General features: G+C 57.3%; 14 protein-coding genes and 2 tRNA genes. 1 reads left to right on the top strand and 15 read right to left on the bottom strand.

Annotated features, from left to right (window positions below):
* Window positions 1–7: 7 nt before the first annotated feature.
* The 8 genes from infB to IE089_RS13225 all read right to left on the bottom strand — a co-directional run bounded on the left by infB (window position 8) and on the right by IE089_RS13225 (window position 8248).
* Window positions 8–2671, bottom strand: coding sequence for a translation initiation factor IF-2 (gene infB, locus IE089_RS13260; protein ID WP_189478272.1), 2664 nt, complete (start codon window positions 2669–2671; stop codon window positions 8–10).
* A gap of 56 nt (window positions 2672–2727) precedes the next feature.
* Window positions 2728–4224, bottom strand: coding sequence for a transcription termination factor NusA (gene nusA, locus IE089_RS13255; RefSeq protein WP_189478271.1), 1497 nt, complete (start codon window positions 4222–4224; stop codon window positions 2728–2730).
* Between the two features lie 2 nt (window positions 4225–4226).
* The gene (gene rimP, locus IE089_RS13250; RefSeq protein WP_189478270.1) at window positions 4227–4709 is read right to left on the bottom strand and encodes a ribosome maturation factor RimP; all 483 of its coding nucleotides are present in this window, start codon (window positions 4707–4709) and stop codon (window positions 4227–4229) included.
* A gap of 96 nt (window positions 4710–4805) precedes the next feature.
* Window positions 4806–4882 (bottom strand) — tRNA-Met (locus IE089_RS13245).
* A gap of 165 nt (window positions 4883–5047) precedes the next feature.
* On the bottom strand, window positions 5048–6049 hold the full coding sequence (locus IE089_RS13240; protein ID WP_189478269.1) for a fumarylacetoacetate hydrolase family protein: 1002 nt from the start codon (window positions 6047–6049) through the stop codon (window positions 5048–5050).
* Window positions 6046–6591: a VOC family protein gene (locus IE089_RS13235; protein ID WP_189478268.1), complete on the bottom strand. Its 546-nt coding sequence runs from the start codon at window positions 6589–6591 to the stop codon at window positions 6046–6048. The genes IE089_RS13240 and IE089_RS13235 overlap by 4 nt, the downstream gene beginning before the upstream one ends.
* Before the next feature lie 3 nt (window positions 6592–6594).
* On the bottom strand, window positions 6595–7683 hold the full coding sequence (gene hppD / locus IE089_RS13230) for a 4-hydroxyphenylpyruvate dioxygenase (RefSeq protein WP_189478267.1): 1089 nt from the start codon (window positions 7681–7683) through the stop codon (window positions 6595–6597).
* Between the two features lie 121 nt (window positions 7684–7804).
* Window positions 7805–8248, bottom strand: coding sequence for an Lrp/AsnC family transcriptional regulator (locus tag IE089_RS13225; protein WP_189478266.1), 444 nt, complete (start codon window positions 8246–8248; stop codon window positions 7805–7807).
* A gap of 81 nt (window positions 8249–8329) precedes the next feature.
* Here IE089_RS13225 and IE089_RS13220 point away from each other — a divergent pair, with 81 nt between their 5' ends.
* Entirely contained in the window at window positions 8330–8923 is a 594-nt protein-coding gene (locus tag IE089_RS13220; RefSeq protein WP_189478265.1) for a LysE family translocator, read from the top strand.
* Window positions 8924–9142: 219 nt separating this feature from the next.
* On the opposite strand, the gene IE089_RS13215 is transcribed toward IE089_RS13220, so the two are convergent.
* The 7 genes from IE089_RS13215 to rlmE form a co-directional block, all read right to left on the bottom strand.
* Window positions 9143–9228 (bottom strand) — tRNA-Leu (locus IE089_RS13215).
* Window positions 9229–9237: 9 nt separating this feature from the next.
* Entirely contained in the window at window positions 9238–9615 is a 378-nt protein-coding gene (secG, locus tag IE089_RS13210) for a preprotein translocase subunit SecG (RefSeq protein WP_189478264.1), read from the bottom strand.
* A gap of 33 nt (window positions 9616–9648) precedes the next feature.
* Window positions 9649–10395, bottom strand: a complete 747-nt coding sequence (gene tpiA, locus IE089_RS13205; RefSeq protein WP_189478263.1) for a triose-phosphate isomerase — start codon at window positions 10393–10395, stop codon at window positions 9649–9651.
* A gap of 66 nt (window positions 10396–10461) precedes the next feature.
* On the bottom strand, window positions 10462–11811 hold the full coding sequence (glmM, locus tag IE089_RS13200) for a phosphoglucosamine mutase (RefSeq protein ID WP_189478262.1): 1350 nt from the start codon (window positions 11809–11811) through the stop codon (window positions 10462–10464).
* Window positions 11808–12608, bottom strand: coding sequence for a dihydropteroate synthase (gene folP / locus IE089_RS13195; RefSeq protein ID WP_189478360.1), 801 nt, complete (start codon window positions 12606–12608; stop codon window positions 11808–11810). Before folP ends, glmM begins: the two co-directional genes overlap by 4 nt.
* Before the next feature lie 89 nt (window positions 12609–12697).
* A complete protein-coding gene (gene ftsH / locus IE089_RS13190) occupies window positions 12698–14617 on the bottom strand; it encodes an ATP-dependent zinc metalloprotease FtsH (protein WP_189478261.1) in 1920 nt (639 codons plus the stop codon).
* 211 nt (window positions 14618–14828) lie between these two features.
* Entirely contained in the window at window positions 14829–15455 is a 627-nt protein-coding gene (rlmE, locus tag IE089_RS13185; RefSeq protein WP_189478260.1) for a 23S rRNA (uridine(2552)-2'-O)-methyltransferase RlmE, read from the bottom strand.
* Window positions 15456–15467 lie beyond the last annotated feature (12 nt).

The raw sequence follows: 15467 nt of genomic DNA, 5'->3' as shown, positions 1-15467 counted from the left end.
GCCGCTCTTAGAGTGAGCGGGAGATCTCCTTGACCTCGTAGACTTCAATCAAGTCGCCTACTTTAACGTCGGTGTAGTTCTTAACACCGATACCACACTCGGTGCCATTACGAACCTCATTGGCGTCATCCTTGAAGCGACGCAGGGATTCCAGCTCGCCCTCGTAAATGACCACGTTGTCACGCAATACACGGATAGGCTTGGATCGGTATACCGTGCCCTCTACAACCATACAGCCGGCAATCTGGCCGAACTTCGGCGAGCGAAACACATCGCGTACTTCTGCGATACCGACGATCTCCTCGCGCAGCTCCGGCGCCAACATGCCGGACAGGGCCTGTTTTACGTCGTCGATTAGATCGTAGATGACGTTGTAGTAACGCAGGTCTACGCCCTCGGCTTCTACCAGACGCTTGGCAGCGTTATCGGCTCGAACATTGAATCCGAAGATAACGGCATTGGACGTCATAGACAGCGTCACATCGGTTTCAGCAATACCGCCCACGCCGCCGGAAACGATGTTGACCTTCACTTCGTCGTTGCCCAGGTCCAGCAAGGCAGACTGAATCGCCTCCAGCGAACCACGAACATCGGCTTTGACGACAATATTAAGTACTTTGCGTTCGCCAGCCGCCATGCTCTCGAACATGTTGTCCAGCTTGGCTGCCTGCTGGCGCTGAATCTTGGAGTCGCGGCTCTTTTCCTGCCGGTACTCAGCCAACTCACGCGCCTTGCGTTCGCTCTCCATGGCGGCGAACTGGTCACCCGCATCCGGCGTACCATTCAGGCCCAGTATTTCAACGGGGATACTGGGGCCGGCTTCCTTAATCGGCTGGCCGTTCTCGTCCAACATGGCGCGCACACGACCGTATTCCAGTCCTGCGAGCACAATATCGCCTTGGCGCAGCGTTCCGCTTTGCACCAGCAGAGATGCCACAGAACCGCGGCCCTTATCCAGGCGTGATTCGATAACAATTCCCTGCGCCGGTATGTCACGGGGAGCCTGAAGCTCCAGCAGCTCTGCCTGCAGCAAGACCGCATCGAGCAGCTCGGGAATGCCTTCGCCAGTGTGCGCAGACACACTGATGAACTGCGTGTCACCGCCCCAGTCTTCGGGGATAACATCCTTGGCAGCCAGCTCATTCTTGACGCGGTCGGGGTCGGCCCCTTCCTTGTCAATCTTGTTCACGGCTACGATCAAAGGTACTTCGGCAGCGCGCGCGTGCTGTACAGCCTCTTCGGTTTGAGGCATCACACCATCGTCGGCCGCAACTACCAGAATCACAAGGTCGGTACTCTTGGCACCGCGCGCACGCATCGCAGTAAAGGCAGCATGTCCGGGTGTATCCAGGAAGGAAATCATGCCCGCGTCGGTTTCAACGTGGTACGCGCCGATGTGCTGGGTAATGCCGCCCGCTTCGCCAGACGCCACATGACTCTTACGGATGTAATCCAGCAGTGAGGTCTTACCGTGGTCAACATGACCCATGACCGTAACAACGGGCGCACGCGGCTCCGCCGTACCCTCATGCTGGGCAAGGGTTTCTTCCAGTGCATCTTCCAGCACTTCCTCACTCACAACCTTCACTTTGTGACCTATCTCTTCAACCACCAGCGTGGCGGTATCCTGATCGATCATCTGGTTGATAGTGGCCATGACACCCAGCTTCATCAGTTCTTTGATGACTTCGCCGGACTTCACGGACATCGCCTGGGCCAACTCGCCTACAGAGATGGCATCACCCAGCTCTACTTCATAGGTGATAGTGGCAGTGGGCATCTCGAAGCCGTGCTTGGAGTGTTCTTCGTGCGTCGCCTTCATGCGCTTACGGCCACCGCGACGTCGACCCACACCTGACTCGGCAGAATCCAGATCGGACAGCGAGAGATTGTGCCCACGCTGCTTGCCACGGCCGGCTGGCGCATTTCGGCCCAGACGGCCACGGGCGGGCTTGCGACGATCCGCTTCGCGCGTGGGTGAAGGTGCGTCATGCAAACGCTTGGGCCGTTTGGCAGCAGCATCCTGCGTTTTCTCTTTAGCTTTGGCGGCGGCCGCCTCCGCGTCTTTGCGCTCCTGCTCGGCTTTACGCGCTGCCAGTGCGGCCTCGCGCGCAGCAACCTCCTCGGCTTCCTTCTTCTTGCGACGTGCGGCTGCACGCTGACGCAGGACTTCGGGATCCAGATTTTTCAGATCTTCTTCTGTTTCTTCTGGCTCCGGCTCCGGCTCGGGTTCCGGCTCGGGCTCGGGCTCGGCCGTGACTTCCGCCACGGTTTCTTCAACGACAGCAGGCTCTGCTGTAACTTCCTCAACGAGCTCTTCCGTATCGACGCCTGTGCTCGCCTCTTCCTCTGCCAGCGCTTTCAGTTCTTCAGGGTCACGCTTCACATACGTGCGCTTCTTGCGTACTTCCACCGCCACGGTCTTCTTACCCGACGAGCCACTGGAACGCAGCGTGCTCAACGTTTTGCGCTTCAATGTTATCCGCTTAGGCGCATCCGTCGATTCGCCGTGGCTGCGCTTGAGGTAGGCAAGCAGCGTTTGCTTGTCCTCTTCAGATACATCCTGCTCCGCGTCGGAGTGGGGCAAGCCCGCCTCCTTCATTTGCGTCAACAATCGATCGACTGATGCGCCTACTGTTTCTGCGAGCTGCTCTACTGTCACCTGCGCCATACTGTTCTCCTTGGTCCCTGTTCTGCCTTACCGCTGACTCGAATTCGCTGAGTGGCTTACTCGCCTTCAGCCTCCGCGAACCAGGGAGCCCGTGCAGTCATGATCAACTCACCCGCACGCTCTTCAGTCATATCTTCAATGTCCAGGATGTCTTCAACACCCTGTTCAGCAAGGTCTTCCATCGTGACAATGCCACGGCTGGCCAACACGTAGCCCAGATGCTTGTCCATGCCATCCATAGTGAGCAGGTCTTCGGCCGGCTCGTTGGCACCCAGCTGTTCCTCCGATGCAATAGCCCGTGTCAGCAATGCATCTTTCGCGCGAGCGCGAAGTTCTTCTGCGATTTCCTCATCGAAGCCTTCGATAGAGGTCATCTCTTCCAGCGGCACGTAAGCCACTTCTTCCAGGGTAGTGAAGCCTTCTTCCACCAGGATTTCAGCCACTTCCTCATCCACGTCCAGCTGCTCACAAAACTGCTGTATCACCTCACCGGCTTCGGCTTCGTGCTTGGCAGCCGCTTCTTCGTTGCTCATCACATTGATAGACCAACCGGTCAGCTCTGCAGCTAGGCGCACATTCTGACCCGCGCGACCAATCGCCTGTGCCAGGTTGTCTTCAGATACGGCGACATCCATGGTGCCGGTATCTTCGTCTACTACGATGGACTCAACTTCCGCCGGCGACATGGCATTGATCACCAGCTGCGCGGCGTTGTCGTCCCACAGCACGATATCGACACGCTCATTGTCCAGCTCATTGGATACCGCTTGAACACGCGAACCGCGCATACCCACGCAGGCACCCACGGGGTCGATACGCTGATCATTGGTTTTCACCGCAATCTTGGCGCGTGAACCGGGGTCCCTGGCGGCGCTGCGGATCTGGATAACTTCTTCTGAAATCTCGGGCACTTCGATCTTGAACAGCTCGATCAGCATCTCGGGGCAAGAACGCGACAGGATCAGCTGAGGGCCGCGGCTTTCTGTGCTGATCTCTTTGAGGATAGCGCGCACGCGATCGTTCACGCGGAATGTTTCACGCCCGACCAGTTGGTCACGAGGCAACAGGCCTTCTGCATTGTTGCCCAGATCGACGATGACATTGTCGCGGGTCACCTTCTTGACCGAGCCGGCTACCAGATCACCCACGCGGTCTTCGTACTGCTCAACAACCTGCGCGCGCTCCGCATCACGGACGCGCTGTACAATTACCTGCTTTGCAGTTTGGGCCGCGATACGGCCAAAACCGACGTTCTCTACCTGCTCTTCAAATACATCACCGGGCTTGAGAGCGGGATCTTTCTCTGCCGCTTCATCGGTGTACAGCTGAGTACCCAGTACCGCCTGCTCGTCATCGGGCACGACCAGCCACTGGCGCATGGTCACGTAATCGCCACTCTCGCGATCGATGGTGACGTGAATATCCGCTTCTTCGTCATAGCGCTTCTTGGTTGCTGTTGCCAGAGCCAGCTCAATCGCCTCAAAAATGATGTCCTCTGACACCCCTTTCTCGTTCGATACTGCCTCTGCGACCATCAGGATTTCTTTAGTCATGCTCATGCCTCACCCGTATTACCCGCGTCATCCAGACGGGGATGTACTCGCGCTTTTTCAACTGTGCTGAGGGGCAAAAGATATTCATGGTCATCCACGTGGATCACCACATCTTCACCCTCCATGCCCTTTAATATGCCTTTGAACTTGCGCCTGCCTTCAAACGACGAGCGCAAGCGCAACTCTGCTACCTCACCGGGGTACATCGCATAGTGTTCTGGCTTGAACAACAAGCGGTCTACGCCTGGCGAAGACACTTCCAGGGTGTACTCCCCGGAAATTGGATCCTCTACGTCCAACACACTGCTGACCTGGGTGCTCACCAACGCGCAGTCGTCTATCGAGATACCGTTATCGGACTCGATGTACAGGCGCAGCGTACTGTGACGTCCCTGAGACAGGTATTCCAGGCCCCAGAGCTCGAAGCCCAGCGCCTCAACGGTGGGCTCCAACAACGACTGAATCTGTTGTTCTTTAGTTGCCAAGCCAATTCTCGCAGTGTGTTTTCGACACATACGAAAAAGCCCCAAAAAGGGGCTTCTTCACTTCACGTCACGGTGTAGGAGCGTGTGACGTGTATTTGGTAGCGGGGGCCGGATTTGAACCGACGACCTTCGGGTTATGAGCCCGACGAGCTACCAGGCTGCTCCACCCCGCATCAATACATCCTCGCTGTGAAGGCCCCTTGGCGCTTCACTCTGAAGCTCACTTTATGAGGTGTGCTCCAAATCGAGGACCGGCATTATAGGCATGCCCCCCTGCCCGGTCAACACGATAATCCGAAAGAATTTCACTGCGTGTTTTTCGGCGAAAAACACCTGCTTTAGGCATTCTGACGAATACTGACTTGCTGACGAATTTCTCCAAATACGGACTCGCCCAGCGCGTTATACATGGCGATCTCAACCGTATCGCCATCGCCCATAAAGGGTGTAGACGGACTGCCCTGGGCAATCGTTTCAATCATACGGATCTCTGCGATGCAGCTGTAACCCAGCCCGCCGTCAGCAACGGGTTTACCGGCGGAGCCGTCAGCATCCTTGTTCGATACCGTGCCCGACCCAATCACACAGCCTGCGCCCAAGGGCCGAGTTTTAGCAGCATGGGCAATCAGGGTTGGAAAATCGAAGGTCATATCTACACCCGCATTGGCTTTACCGAAGGGCGCACCCTGATAGGAGACTGACAGAGGCAGGTGCAATTTCCCATCGCGCCAGTCATCACCCAGCTCATCCGGTGTTACGCACACAGGACTGAAAGCACTGGAAGGCTTGGACTGGAAGAAACCAAAGCCCTTACCCAGTTCGCCCGGTATCAGGTTTCTCAGCGAAACATCGTTCACCAGCATGACCAGGCGCACCTGCGCTGCCGCTTCAGCGGCAGTCGCTCCCATGGGGACATCACCAGTCACCACTGCCACTTCGCCCTCGAAGTCGATACCCCAGGCAGCATCGTGCATGACAATATCTTCACGGGGCGCCAGAAACGTGTCCGAGCCACCCTGGTACATCAGAGGATCTATCCAAAAACTCTCGGGCATTTCCGCGCCGCGCGCCTTGCGTACAAGCTCAACGTGATTGACGTAAGCAGATCCATCCGCCCATTGATATGCACGAGGCAGCGGAGAAGCGCAGGCAGTCTGGTCGAAGGGATCGCCTTCACCAGCGTTCACCCGTTCGCTCAAGCCCTGCAGCACAGGTGCCACCTCATCCCAATCATCCAGGGCACGCTGCAGTGTGGTGTCTGCATCCAAATAGCGGCGAAGGTCTCTGGATACGACAACCAGACGGCCATCACGTCCGGTATTAAGCGATGCCAATTTCACGATGTTGTCTCCTCAAATTCGCGCTCGTGCAGCCATGCCGCATGACGGGGCGCACGTTTCGTGTCCGCCCATTCTTCCAACATTGCCGGCGCAACCTCGTATAAGCGCTCAAGATCGCCCGGCCGATCAATATTGGCAGCCAGCTCCAGCCGGTGGCCGTTGGGGTCGAAGAAATAGATAGATTTAAAAATGCCGTGGTGCGTAGGGCCCAAGACCTCAATGCCCTGCGCCTCGATATGGCCTTTAGCTGCAAGTAGCTCGTCCTCGCTACCCAGCTCAAACGCAATATGCTGTACCCACTCGGGTGTGTTCCTGTCCCTGTCCATGTGGGGCGAGTTGGGTAGTTCAAAGAACGCAAGAACATTGCCCATGCCCGCCTCCAGAAAGACATGCATATAAGGATCAGGGGCCTTGGTGGAAGGCACCTGGTCCTCCGCGATGGCCAGCTTCAAGTCCATGCCCAGCACATCGCGATAGAACGCGACGGTCTCGCTGGCGTCATTACAACGGTAGGCAACATGGTGAATCCTGCGAATGTCCATCGCTTACGCCTCGGCGGCAGCATCCGAGATGGCGCCGCGATTCAACTGGTCACGCTCGATACTCTCAAACAGTGCCTTAAAGTTACCCTCGCCGAAACCTTCATCTTTTTTGCGCTGGATGAACTCAAAGAACATCGGGCCCAATTCAGTTTCGGAGAAAATCTGCAGCAACAAGCGAGGCTCTCCACCCTCTGTGGAGCCATCCAGCAGTATGCCGCGCTTCTTGAGTTCTTCGACGGGCTCACTGTGACCCGGCAAACGCTCCTCCAGCATGTCGTAGTAGGTATCTGGCGGTGGGGGCATGAACGTTTGACCGGCAGCGGCCAGCCGGTCCCAGCAGGCAATAATGTCGTCACAGGCAAAGGCGATGTGTTGAATGCCCTCGCCGTTATATGCCATAAGATATTCCTCGATCTGACCGCCACCACCTGCACTCTCTTCGTTGAGCGGAATGCGGATTTTGCCGTCGGGCGCTGTCATGGCTTTAGAGAGCAAGCCAGTGTGCTCACCCTTAATATCGAAGAAACGAATTTCCCGGAAGTTAAACAGGCGCTCGTAGTATTCGGCCCAGTAATCCATACGTCCGCGATAGACGTTGTGGGTGAGATGGTCCAGGGTATGAAACCCGAATCCTGCGGGGTGCCTGTCTACGCCTTCCAGCCAATCGAAGTCGATGTCATAGATGCTGCTGCCTTCGGCGTAGCGGTCTATGAGGTAGACCGTGGCACCCCCGATGCCCTTGATTGCCGGCAAACGCAGCTCCATAGGACCTGTATCCACGACAACAGGCTCCGCACCCTGCTCCAACGCCCGCTGATAGGCGCTGCGTGCATTCTTCACACGAAACGCCATACCACAGGCAGAGGCACCATGCTCCCGGGCATAGTAGAACGCGTGACTGCCGGGCTCGTAATTAGTGACGAAGTTAACGTCGCCCTGGCGCCAGAGGTCCACATCCTTGGAGCGGTGCCTGGCCACATGCGTGAAACCCATTTTTTCAAACACGGGCTCTAGTACTCCCCGCTCGGGTGCGGTGAATTCGACAAACTCGAACCCATCCAGGCCCATGGGGTTTTCAAACAGATCAGCCATTGCGTACTCCTGCGACTAGCGCTGTGGGGCAATTCCAGAATAGACGCTGAAGTATAGGTAGCCAGCTATTTAGTTACAAGTGTAACTAAATAATCACGAGGGAGTGCTGCATTGAACGACATCAAGCTCGTTCGTCTTTGACAGATTCCATGACGACATGTGTGGTGATGGTGCTGACCTGGGGCAGCAAACCCAGCACATCAGTATGAAAGGCCTTGTAGCTTGCCAGATCCGGGGTCTCCACCCGCAGGAGGTACTCGAAGGCGCCGGTGATGTTGTGACACTCACGCACTTCGGCTGACTGAACGATTGCGCGCTCGAATGCATGCTGCGCTTCAGCAGTGTGACTTGAAAGCCCCACTGCAATATACGCAGTAAACCCAATACCCATTGCCGCTCTATCCAGTACTGCCCGATAACCCGAGATAACGCCGCTGCGCTCCAGCTCCTGAACCCGGCGCAGACAGGCCGAGGGAGACAAACCCACACGGGCTGCAAGCTCTGCGTTCGTCACGCGGCCATCTTGAACCAACTGATGCAATATTCTGTTATTTATATTGTCCATAGCTTATTTTTATTGCGTATTTGGGCCAAATATACGCAAATTTCGCAGCATATTCGAAGCCTTTTCGTAGAGAATGTGCGCATGAATATCGACGCCTATATCGCACTCGCCATCTTTTCCTTTGCCTCCTCTATCACACCGGGGCCTAACAACCTGATGCTGATGGCAAGCGGCGCCAATTACGGCATTCGCCGCTCCTTACCGCACATGATGGGTGTGGGCATAGGTTTCGTGTTTATGGTGCTGATGGTGGGCATTGGCCTGGTGCAGATTTTCGAAAGCGTTTCATGGAGCTACTTAGCGCTTAAGATCATCAGCGCAATTTACTTGCTGTATCTGGCGGGGCGCATCGCCACTGCGGCGGCACCCGGCGAAGGCGAAGCTGAGAGCGGTAAGCCGTTTACATTTTGGCAGGCGGCGGCGTTTCAATGGGTCAATCCGAAGGCCTGGACCATGGCCCTGACCGCAGTCGCCGTGTACGCGCCCAGCCAAAGTCTTCTGGCGGTAGGGCTGGTGGCGGCCGTTTTTGGCAGCATCAACCTTCCCTGCATCAGCCTATGGACCGCCATGGGAGAGCAATTGCGCGTGGTGCTCACCAACCCCAGACGATTGCGTGCATTCAACGTCACCATGGCATTACTGCTGGTCGCATCGCTGTATCCGGTGTTGATTTAACCTGGGGCACAAAAAGCCCGGCAAGTGCCGGGCTTTTTGTTGGTTGGTGCCGAAGGCGGAGCCAATTGCACCGCAATTGGCGGGCGAGCCCGAGGGGACTCTGAGCTCGCGTAGCGAGCGTTCCCCTCGGAAACAGCGAGCACCCAAATAGTCCCGCGAATTTAACGAAACCCAAAAACGAGAAAGGCCTTCCGATCTGGAAGGCCTCTCTACTTGATATGGTGCCGAAGGCGGGACTTGAACCCGCACGAGCATAGCTCACTACCCCCTCAAGATAGCGTGTCTACCAATTCCACCACTTCGGCTAATTTCGATTACAGCTCGGGAACGTCGTCCTCTGTGCTGCTTGCGGCAGGCGCGTCATTCTCTACCACAGGGACATCAGAATCCAGCGCTGGTTGTACAGCTTGTTCTTGCACCACGGGCGGGATCTCAAGACCAAGATCATTGGTGGGCGCACTGCGCTGACTGGCAATCAACGCAAGACCGAAGCTGGTCGCAAAGAACAGCACCGACAACCACGCCGTAGCCTTGGTCAGCACATTACCGCTACCCGTGCTGCCAAACAGAGTCTGGGAGGCGCCCGCGCCAAAGGAGGCACCCATGTCCGCGCCCTTGCCCTGCTGCAGCATGATAAGGCCAATAATGGCCAACGCCACCAACAGGTGTATTACTAAAATAATCTGGTCCATAGTTCTCTGCCCCGCGGGCTTCGTGGCAACGGCCTACCCGGCCGCCGCGTCAATAATCTTTCCAAACTCAACGGCATCCAGCGCCGCGCCCCCGACCAACGCACCATCGATATCGGGCTGAGCAAATAATTCGACCGCGTTTGCGGCCTTCACACTGCCGCCGTACAGCAGTCTTGTTTCATTCGCGCTTACACCCTCTATCGATGCTAACTCGTTGCGAATGTAGGCGTGCATCGCCTGCGCCTGTTCGGGCGTCGCGGTCAATCCTGTGCCTATGGCCCATACTGGCTCGTAAGCAATCACCAGACCTTCCAGTGAAGACTGATTCATCAGGGCACCGCGTAGCTGCTCACCAACCACCTGCTCAGCATCACCCGCCTCGCGTTGCTCGCGGGTCTCCCCAACACACAACACTGGCGCCAAGCCCAGAGTCACAACAGTTGCCAGCTTTTCAGCCAGCAGGGCATCGCCCTCCTGGTGATACTCACGCCGCTCTGAGTGCCCTATCAGTACCAGCGCACATCCCTGGTCGACCAGCATGGAGGCCGAAATATCGCCGGTATAAGCACCGTCACTGACAGGGCTGCAGTCCTGCGCGCCGACTTTGATACCTGAGCCCGTTAGCGCCGCAGTGGCTTGCTGCAAAAACACGAACGATGGACACACTGCCAAGTCCACTGTTTTCGCCATTTTTAACTGTGACAACCCCGAAAGGAGGCTGTCGACGCTGGCTATTGAGCCGTTCATTTTCCAATTACCGGCAACCAAAGGACGGCGCATGCTCGACTCCCAGCGAAAAAGCGGCGGCAATCTTACCCAAGAAGGCCAGCACAGACAAGAAGAGGCTCAGCTCAGGGCTTGCTCAACCGCTTCTGCCAAAGACTCACAGTGGCGTCGCACCTCCTGGGCATCCTCACCTTCAACCATGACACGAACAACAGGTTCTGTGCCGGAGGGGCGCAACAAGACCCTGCCACGGTCACCCAGCGCTGCTTCGGTTGCTGCCACCGCGCTGGCGATTGCCGGTTTGTCGTTCAGGTTTATGGTGCCAGTGGCGCGCACATTAATCATGGTCTGCGGAAAGCGCGCCATACCGCTGCGCATCTCTGACAGACTTTTGTCGGCTGAGCGTAGTGCCAGTAATATTTGCAATGAGGCTACGATGCCATCACCAGTAGTAGTTACATCGGCGCAAATAATGTGTCCGGAGGACTCACCACCCAGCTGCCAGCCGTGGGCTTCCATCAACGCCTTCACATAGCGATCGCCGACGTTGGCACGCTCTAGCTGCAGACCCTGCTCACGCAGGGCCAGCTCTAATCCGAGATTTGACATCAGAGTGCCCACAACACCGGCATCACTGCGGCCGATGGCCAGCCTGTGCATGGCGATGATGTACAGCAGTTCATCCCCATCAACGACAGCGCCATCGGCATCCACGAACGCAACGCGGTCGCCGTCCCCGTCGTAGGCAATGCCAAAGTCCGCCCTGTGCTCGACCACCGCTCGCGATAGAGCCTCTGGCGCTGTAGAGCCCACACCTTCATTTATGTTGAAGCCGTCAGGAGTGACACCAAGACTGATAACTTCGGCACCCAGCTCGCCAAGCACGCTGGGCGCAATGTGGTAGGTAGCGCCATGCGCACAATCCACGGCTATACGCAGGCCTCTGAGATTGAAGCCCTCGGGCACAGTGGATTTACAAAACTCAACGTAGCGACCAGCGGCATCCGATACACGCGTGACCTTGCCAATATCGCGGGACTGCACTGTCGTAAGCGGCAGCTCAAGCTCAGCCTCAATCTCCAGCTCCAGCTCATCTGGCAACTTTGCGCCATCTGGCCCAAAGAACTTAATGCCATTGTCGTAGAAAGGGTTGTGAGATGCGCTAATGACAATACCGGCGGAAGCAGCCTGTGTTCGCGTCATCAGGGCAACCGCCGGTGTCGGCATTGGCCCCAGCAGCTTCACGTTGACCCCAGCGGCAACCAAACCCGCCTCCAGGGCAGACTCGAACATGTAGCCGGACACGCGGGTGTCCTTACCGATAATCACCGTTCCTCGACCGGCGCCCTGATCGCGGCGCGCAAATACCCGACCACAGGCCCATCCCAGTTTGAGCATAAAATCGGGCGTGATCGGCGCCTCACCCACAGAACCACGTATGCCATCAGTGCCAAAAAAACGTCGGCTCATGATTCTCCCACTTCTCGTAACGCTGTAATCATGGCCAAGGCGTCCACCGTTTCGGCCACATCATGTACGCGCACTATACTCGCACCGCGCTCTACCGCGAGCACGGCCAGCGCCAAACTGGCGGGCAGCCGCTGATCCACATCGCGGCCAATCAACTTCCCAATCAGCGACTTGCGCGACAAGCCCACCAGTATCGGCAGGCCAAGTTCAGCCAACCGTGGTAACGCCGCCAATAGCTGCAGATTGTGCTCTACGGTCTTACCGAAACCGAAGCCGGGATCGAGAAGTACACGGTTTCGACTGATACCCGCTGCCTCACAAGCTTTCAGCCGTTGCGTCAGGAAGCTGGAAACGTCGGCCACCACATCCTGGTATTCCGGATTCGCCTGCATGGTGCCCGGCTCGCCCTGCATATGCATCAGACAGACCGGGAGCTGGGTGCGCGCAGCCGCCTCCAACGCTCCCTCGCGCTGCAATGCACGTACATCGTTGATTAGCCCACACCCTGCCGCGGCAGACTCACGTATAACGGCCGGTGTGCTGGTGTCCACGGAGATAACGACATCCAGCGAATGTCGAATCCGCTCGACCAGCGGCACAACCCTGTCCAGCTCCTCTTGCTCGGATACTGGCAAAGCCCCAGGCCGGGTAGATTCACCGCCCACATCTAAGATAGTGGCACCTGCTTCAACCATAGCCTGGGCCTGGGCAAGGGCAGCATCGAGGTTAAGGCTGGCGCCGCGGTAGAGGGCCCCACCGTCAGAAAAGGAATCTGGCGTGGTGTTAATCACCCCCATTACACGGGGTAATGACAGGTCTATAATGCGACCGCCGCAATTAAGCGGCGGCCAGGCAGTGTTTGCTGAGTGTGACAATTGTGGTCCCGTCAGTGCTCGCCGGCGGGGCCACCTATGGGACTGGAGGGCTTGGGCTCTTCGTCAGACGATGCGGCAACATTGCCGTCACCGCTGTCCCCGGAACCGCCCCAATCGCCTGGCTCACGGGGCGTACGACCCGCCATGATGTCGTCGATCTGGGCAGAATCGATGGTCTCATACTGCATCAGGCAGTCGGCCATCACGTGCAGCTTATCCACGTTTTCACTGAGGATGTCTGTGGCCTTGGTGTAACACTCATCAATGATTCGACGTACTTCTTCGTCGATCTGCTTCGCTGTCTCGTCAGACAAGGCCTGGTGTTGTTGCGCCGCACTGCGGCCCAGGAAGACCTCTTCGCCGCCCTCGTCATACATCAACGGCCCCATACGCTCAGACAAGCCCCACTTGGTGACCATCTGGCGGGCAATCTGTGTGGCACGCTCAATGTCATTGGACGCACCGGTGGTCACTCCGTCTTTGCCCAGGGTCATTTCCTCGGCAATACGGCCACCGAACAGGCTGCAGATCTGGCTGATGATGTGCCTGCGGCTGTGGCTATAGCGATCTTCCTCGGGCAGGAACATGGTGACGCCAAGGGCTCGCCCGCGAGGAATAATGCTCACTTTGTACACGGGATCGTGTTCAGGCATCAGTCGGCCAACGATCGCGTGACCCGCTTCGTGGTAAGCCGTGTTCCGCTTCTCGTCTTCAGACATCACCATGGACTTGCGCTCAGCACCCATCATGATCTTGTCTTTGGCAAGCTCAAACTGGGTCATGCCTACCGTGCGCACACCCGCACGCGCCGCGAACAGCGCAGCTTCATTCACGAGGTTGGCCAGATCAGCGCCGGAAAACCCTGGGGTACCGCGGGCAATCTGTGACGGAATCACGTCTTCGGCCAAAGGCACCTTGCGCATGTGTACCTTGAGGATTTGCTCGCGACCGCGAATATCGGGCAGCCCAACCACTACCTGCCGGTCAAAGCGGCCGGGGCGGAGCAGGGCCGGATCGAGCACGTCAGGACGGTTGGTGGCTGCAATAACGATCACGCCATCGTTCATTTCAAAGCCATCCATTTCCACCAGCAACTGGTTCAGAGTCTGCTCGCGTTCGTCGTGACCACCCCCGAGACCGGCGCCGCGGTGGCGACCTACCGCATCAATCTCATCAATGAAAATGATGCAGGGTGATTGCTTCTTGGCTTGTTCGAACATGTCGCGCACACGGGATGCACCCACGCCCACAAACATCTCAACAAAGTCCGAACCGGAGATGGAGAAGAAAGGCACCTTGGCCTCGCCGGCAATCGCTTTGGCCAACAATGTTTTACCCGTGCCTGGCTGCCCAACCATGAGCACACCGCGAGGGATGCGGCCGCCCAGTTTCTGGAAACGGCTGGGGTCGCGCAGGAATTCAACCAGTTCCTGAACGTCTTCCTTGGCTTCATCAACGCCGGCAACATCGGCAAAAGTGGTTGTAATCTGGTCTTCGCCCAACAGGCGCGCCTTGCTCTTGCCGAAGCTCATGGGACCGCCGCGGCCACCACCACCGCCCTGCATCTGGCGCATAAAGAACATAAAGACAGCGATGATGATCAGTATGGGGAAGCTGGCAACCAGCAGTTGCGTCCACACACTCTGCTGTTCCGGCTTACGCCCCTCGACCACCACACTGTGCTCGAGCAGGTCGTCCATCAGTTTGGGGTCATCGACCATGGGCCGAATCGTTTCGAAGTTCGAGCCGTCGTAGCGCTCACCGGCGATAGTGAGTCCGTCCACAACCACCTTCTTCACCTGGTCACGCTGAACCTCGGCGATGAAATCCGAGTAGCCCACCTCTTCGGTTGGACTTTGCATATTGAAGTTGTTGAAGACCGACAACAACACCGCGGCGATCACCAGCCACAACAGTAAATTCTTTGCCATAATGCTTAATGCTGCTCCAATTGGGCGGACCCGCGGTATGCGGATTAGCCAGCTTCGACCCTCAATTATAACCGGACAAGTCAGGCACCATCGGCAACCCGGTGTCCCGGCCAAGCTTTACTCGCCAGTATAGGATACGCAGGGAAGGGGGTCTCAGACCGGCGCACTCTACATCACATGGGGCCAGACCAGCAATTTTCAAGACCCAGGCTCAGGACCCGCGGAAGTCTCGCGCCACCAGATACACTTCACGGGAACGCGGCCTGGAAGCGGCGGGCTTACGGGTGAGCACCTTGCCGAAACTGTCGCGACAATCACGCATCAGGGCCTCAAATCCTTCTCCCTGGAACACTTTGGCCACAAATGACCCACCAGGGGCTAACACCTTGCGCGCCATATCAACGGCCAGTTCAACCAGGTACATGGAGCGGGGCTGATCCACAGCGGTCATACCGCTCATATTTGGTGCCATGTCTGAGACCACGATATCCACCGGTGATTCGCCAATCACTGCCAGAATCTCTTCAAAGACAGCGTCCTCGGTAAAGTCGCCCTGGATGAACTCGACCCCCGCGAGCGCATCCATGGGCAGAATATCCGAGGCAATCACACGCCCCTTGTGACCCACCAGATCTGCCGCCACCTGGGACCACCCGCCCGGTGCGCTACCCAAATCTACCAGTGTCATACCCGGGCGTATCAGGCGGTCTCTCTCCTGCAGCTCCAGCAACTTGTAACAGGCCCGGGAGCGGTAACCCTCACGTTGCGCTTGTTGCACATACGGGTCGTCGCGGTGCTCCTTGAGCCAGGCCTTGCTGGATGAACGCTTTTTCGCCATGTTGGATACCAG

Origin of the sequence: Parahalioglobus pacificus, from assembly GCF_014652275.1 — a bacterium.
Lineage (GTDB): Bacteria > Pseudomonadota > Gammaproteobacteria > Pseudomonadales > Halieaceae > Parahalioglobus > Parahalioglobus pacificus.
This window is presented reverse-complemented; position numbering and strand designations above follow the sequence as displayed.

What these genes read in the sequence shown, in the direction of transcription:
- infB (WP_189478272.1), bottom strand. Translation starts at nt 2,671, where the DNA reads ATGGCGCAGGTGACAGTAGAGCAGCTCGCAGAAACAGTAGGCGCATCA.
- nusA (WP_189478271.1), bottom strand. Translation starts at nt 4,224, where the DNA reads ATGACTAAAGAAATCCTGATGGTCGCAGAGGCAGTATCGAACGAGAAA.
- IE089_RS13235 (WP_189478268.1), bottom strand. Translation starts at nt 6,591, where the DNA reads ATGGACATTCGCAGGATTCACCATGTTGCCTACCGTTGTAATGACGCC.
- hppD (WP_189478267.1), bottom strand. Translation starts at nt 7,683, where the DNA reads ATGGCTGATCTGTTTGAAAACCCCATGGGCCTGGATGGGTTCGAGTTT.
- IE089_RS13225 (WP_189478266.1), bottom strand. Translation starts at nt 8,248, where the DNA reads ATGGACAATATAAATAACAGAATATTGCATCAGTTGGTTCAAGATGGC.
- IE089_RS13220 (WP_189478265.1), top strand. Translation starts at nt 8,330, where the DNA reads ATGAATATCGACGCCTATATCGCACTCGCCATCTTTTCCTTTGCCTCC.
- secG (WP_189478264.1), bottom strand. Translation starts at nt 9,615, where the DNA reads ATGGACCAGATTATTTTAGTAATACACCTGTTGGTGGCGTTGGCCATT.
- tpiA (WP_189478263.1), bottom strand. Translation starts at nt 10,395, where the DNA reads ATGCGCCGTCCTTTGGTTGCCGGTAATTGGAAAATGAACGGCTCAATA.
- glmM (WP_189478262.1), bottom strand. Translation starts at nt 11,811, where the DNA reads ATGAGCCGACGTTTTTTTGGCACTGATGGCATACGTGGTTCTGTGGGT.
- folP (WP_189478360.1), bottom strand. Translation starts at nt 12,608, where the DNA reads ATGGGGGTGATTAACACCACGCCAGATTCCTTTTCTGACGGTGGGGCC.
- ftsH (WP_189478261.1), bottom strand. Translation starts at nt 14,617, where the DNA reads ATGGCAAAGAATTTACTGTTGTGGCTGGTGATCGCCGCGGTGTTGTTG.
- rlmE (WP_189478260.1), bottom strand. Translation starts at nt 15,455, where the DNA reads ATGGCGAAAAAGCGTTCATCCAGCAAGGCCTGGCTCAAGGAGCACCGC.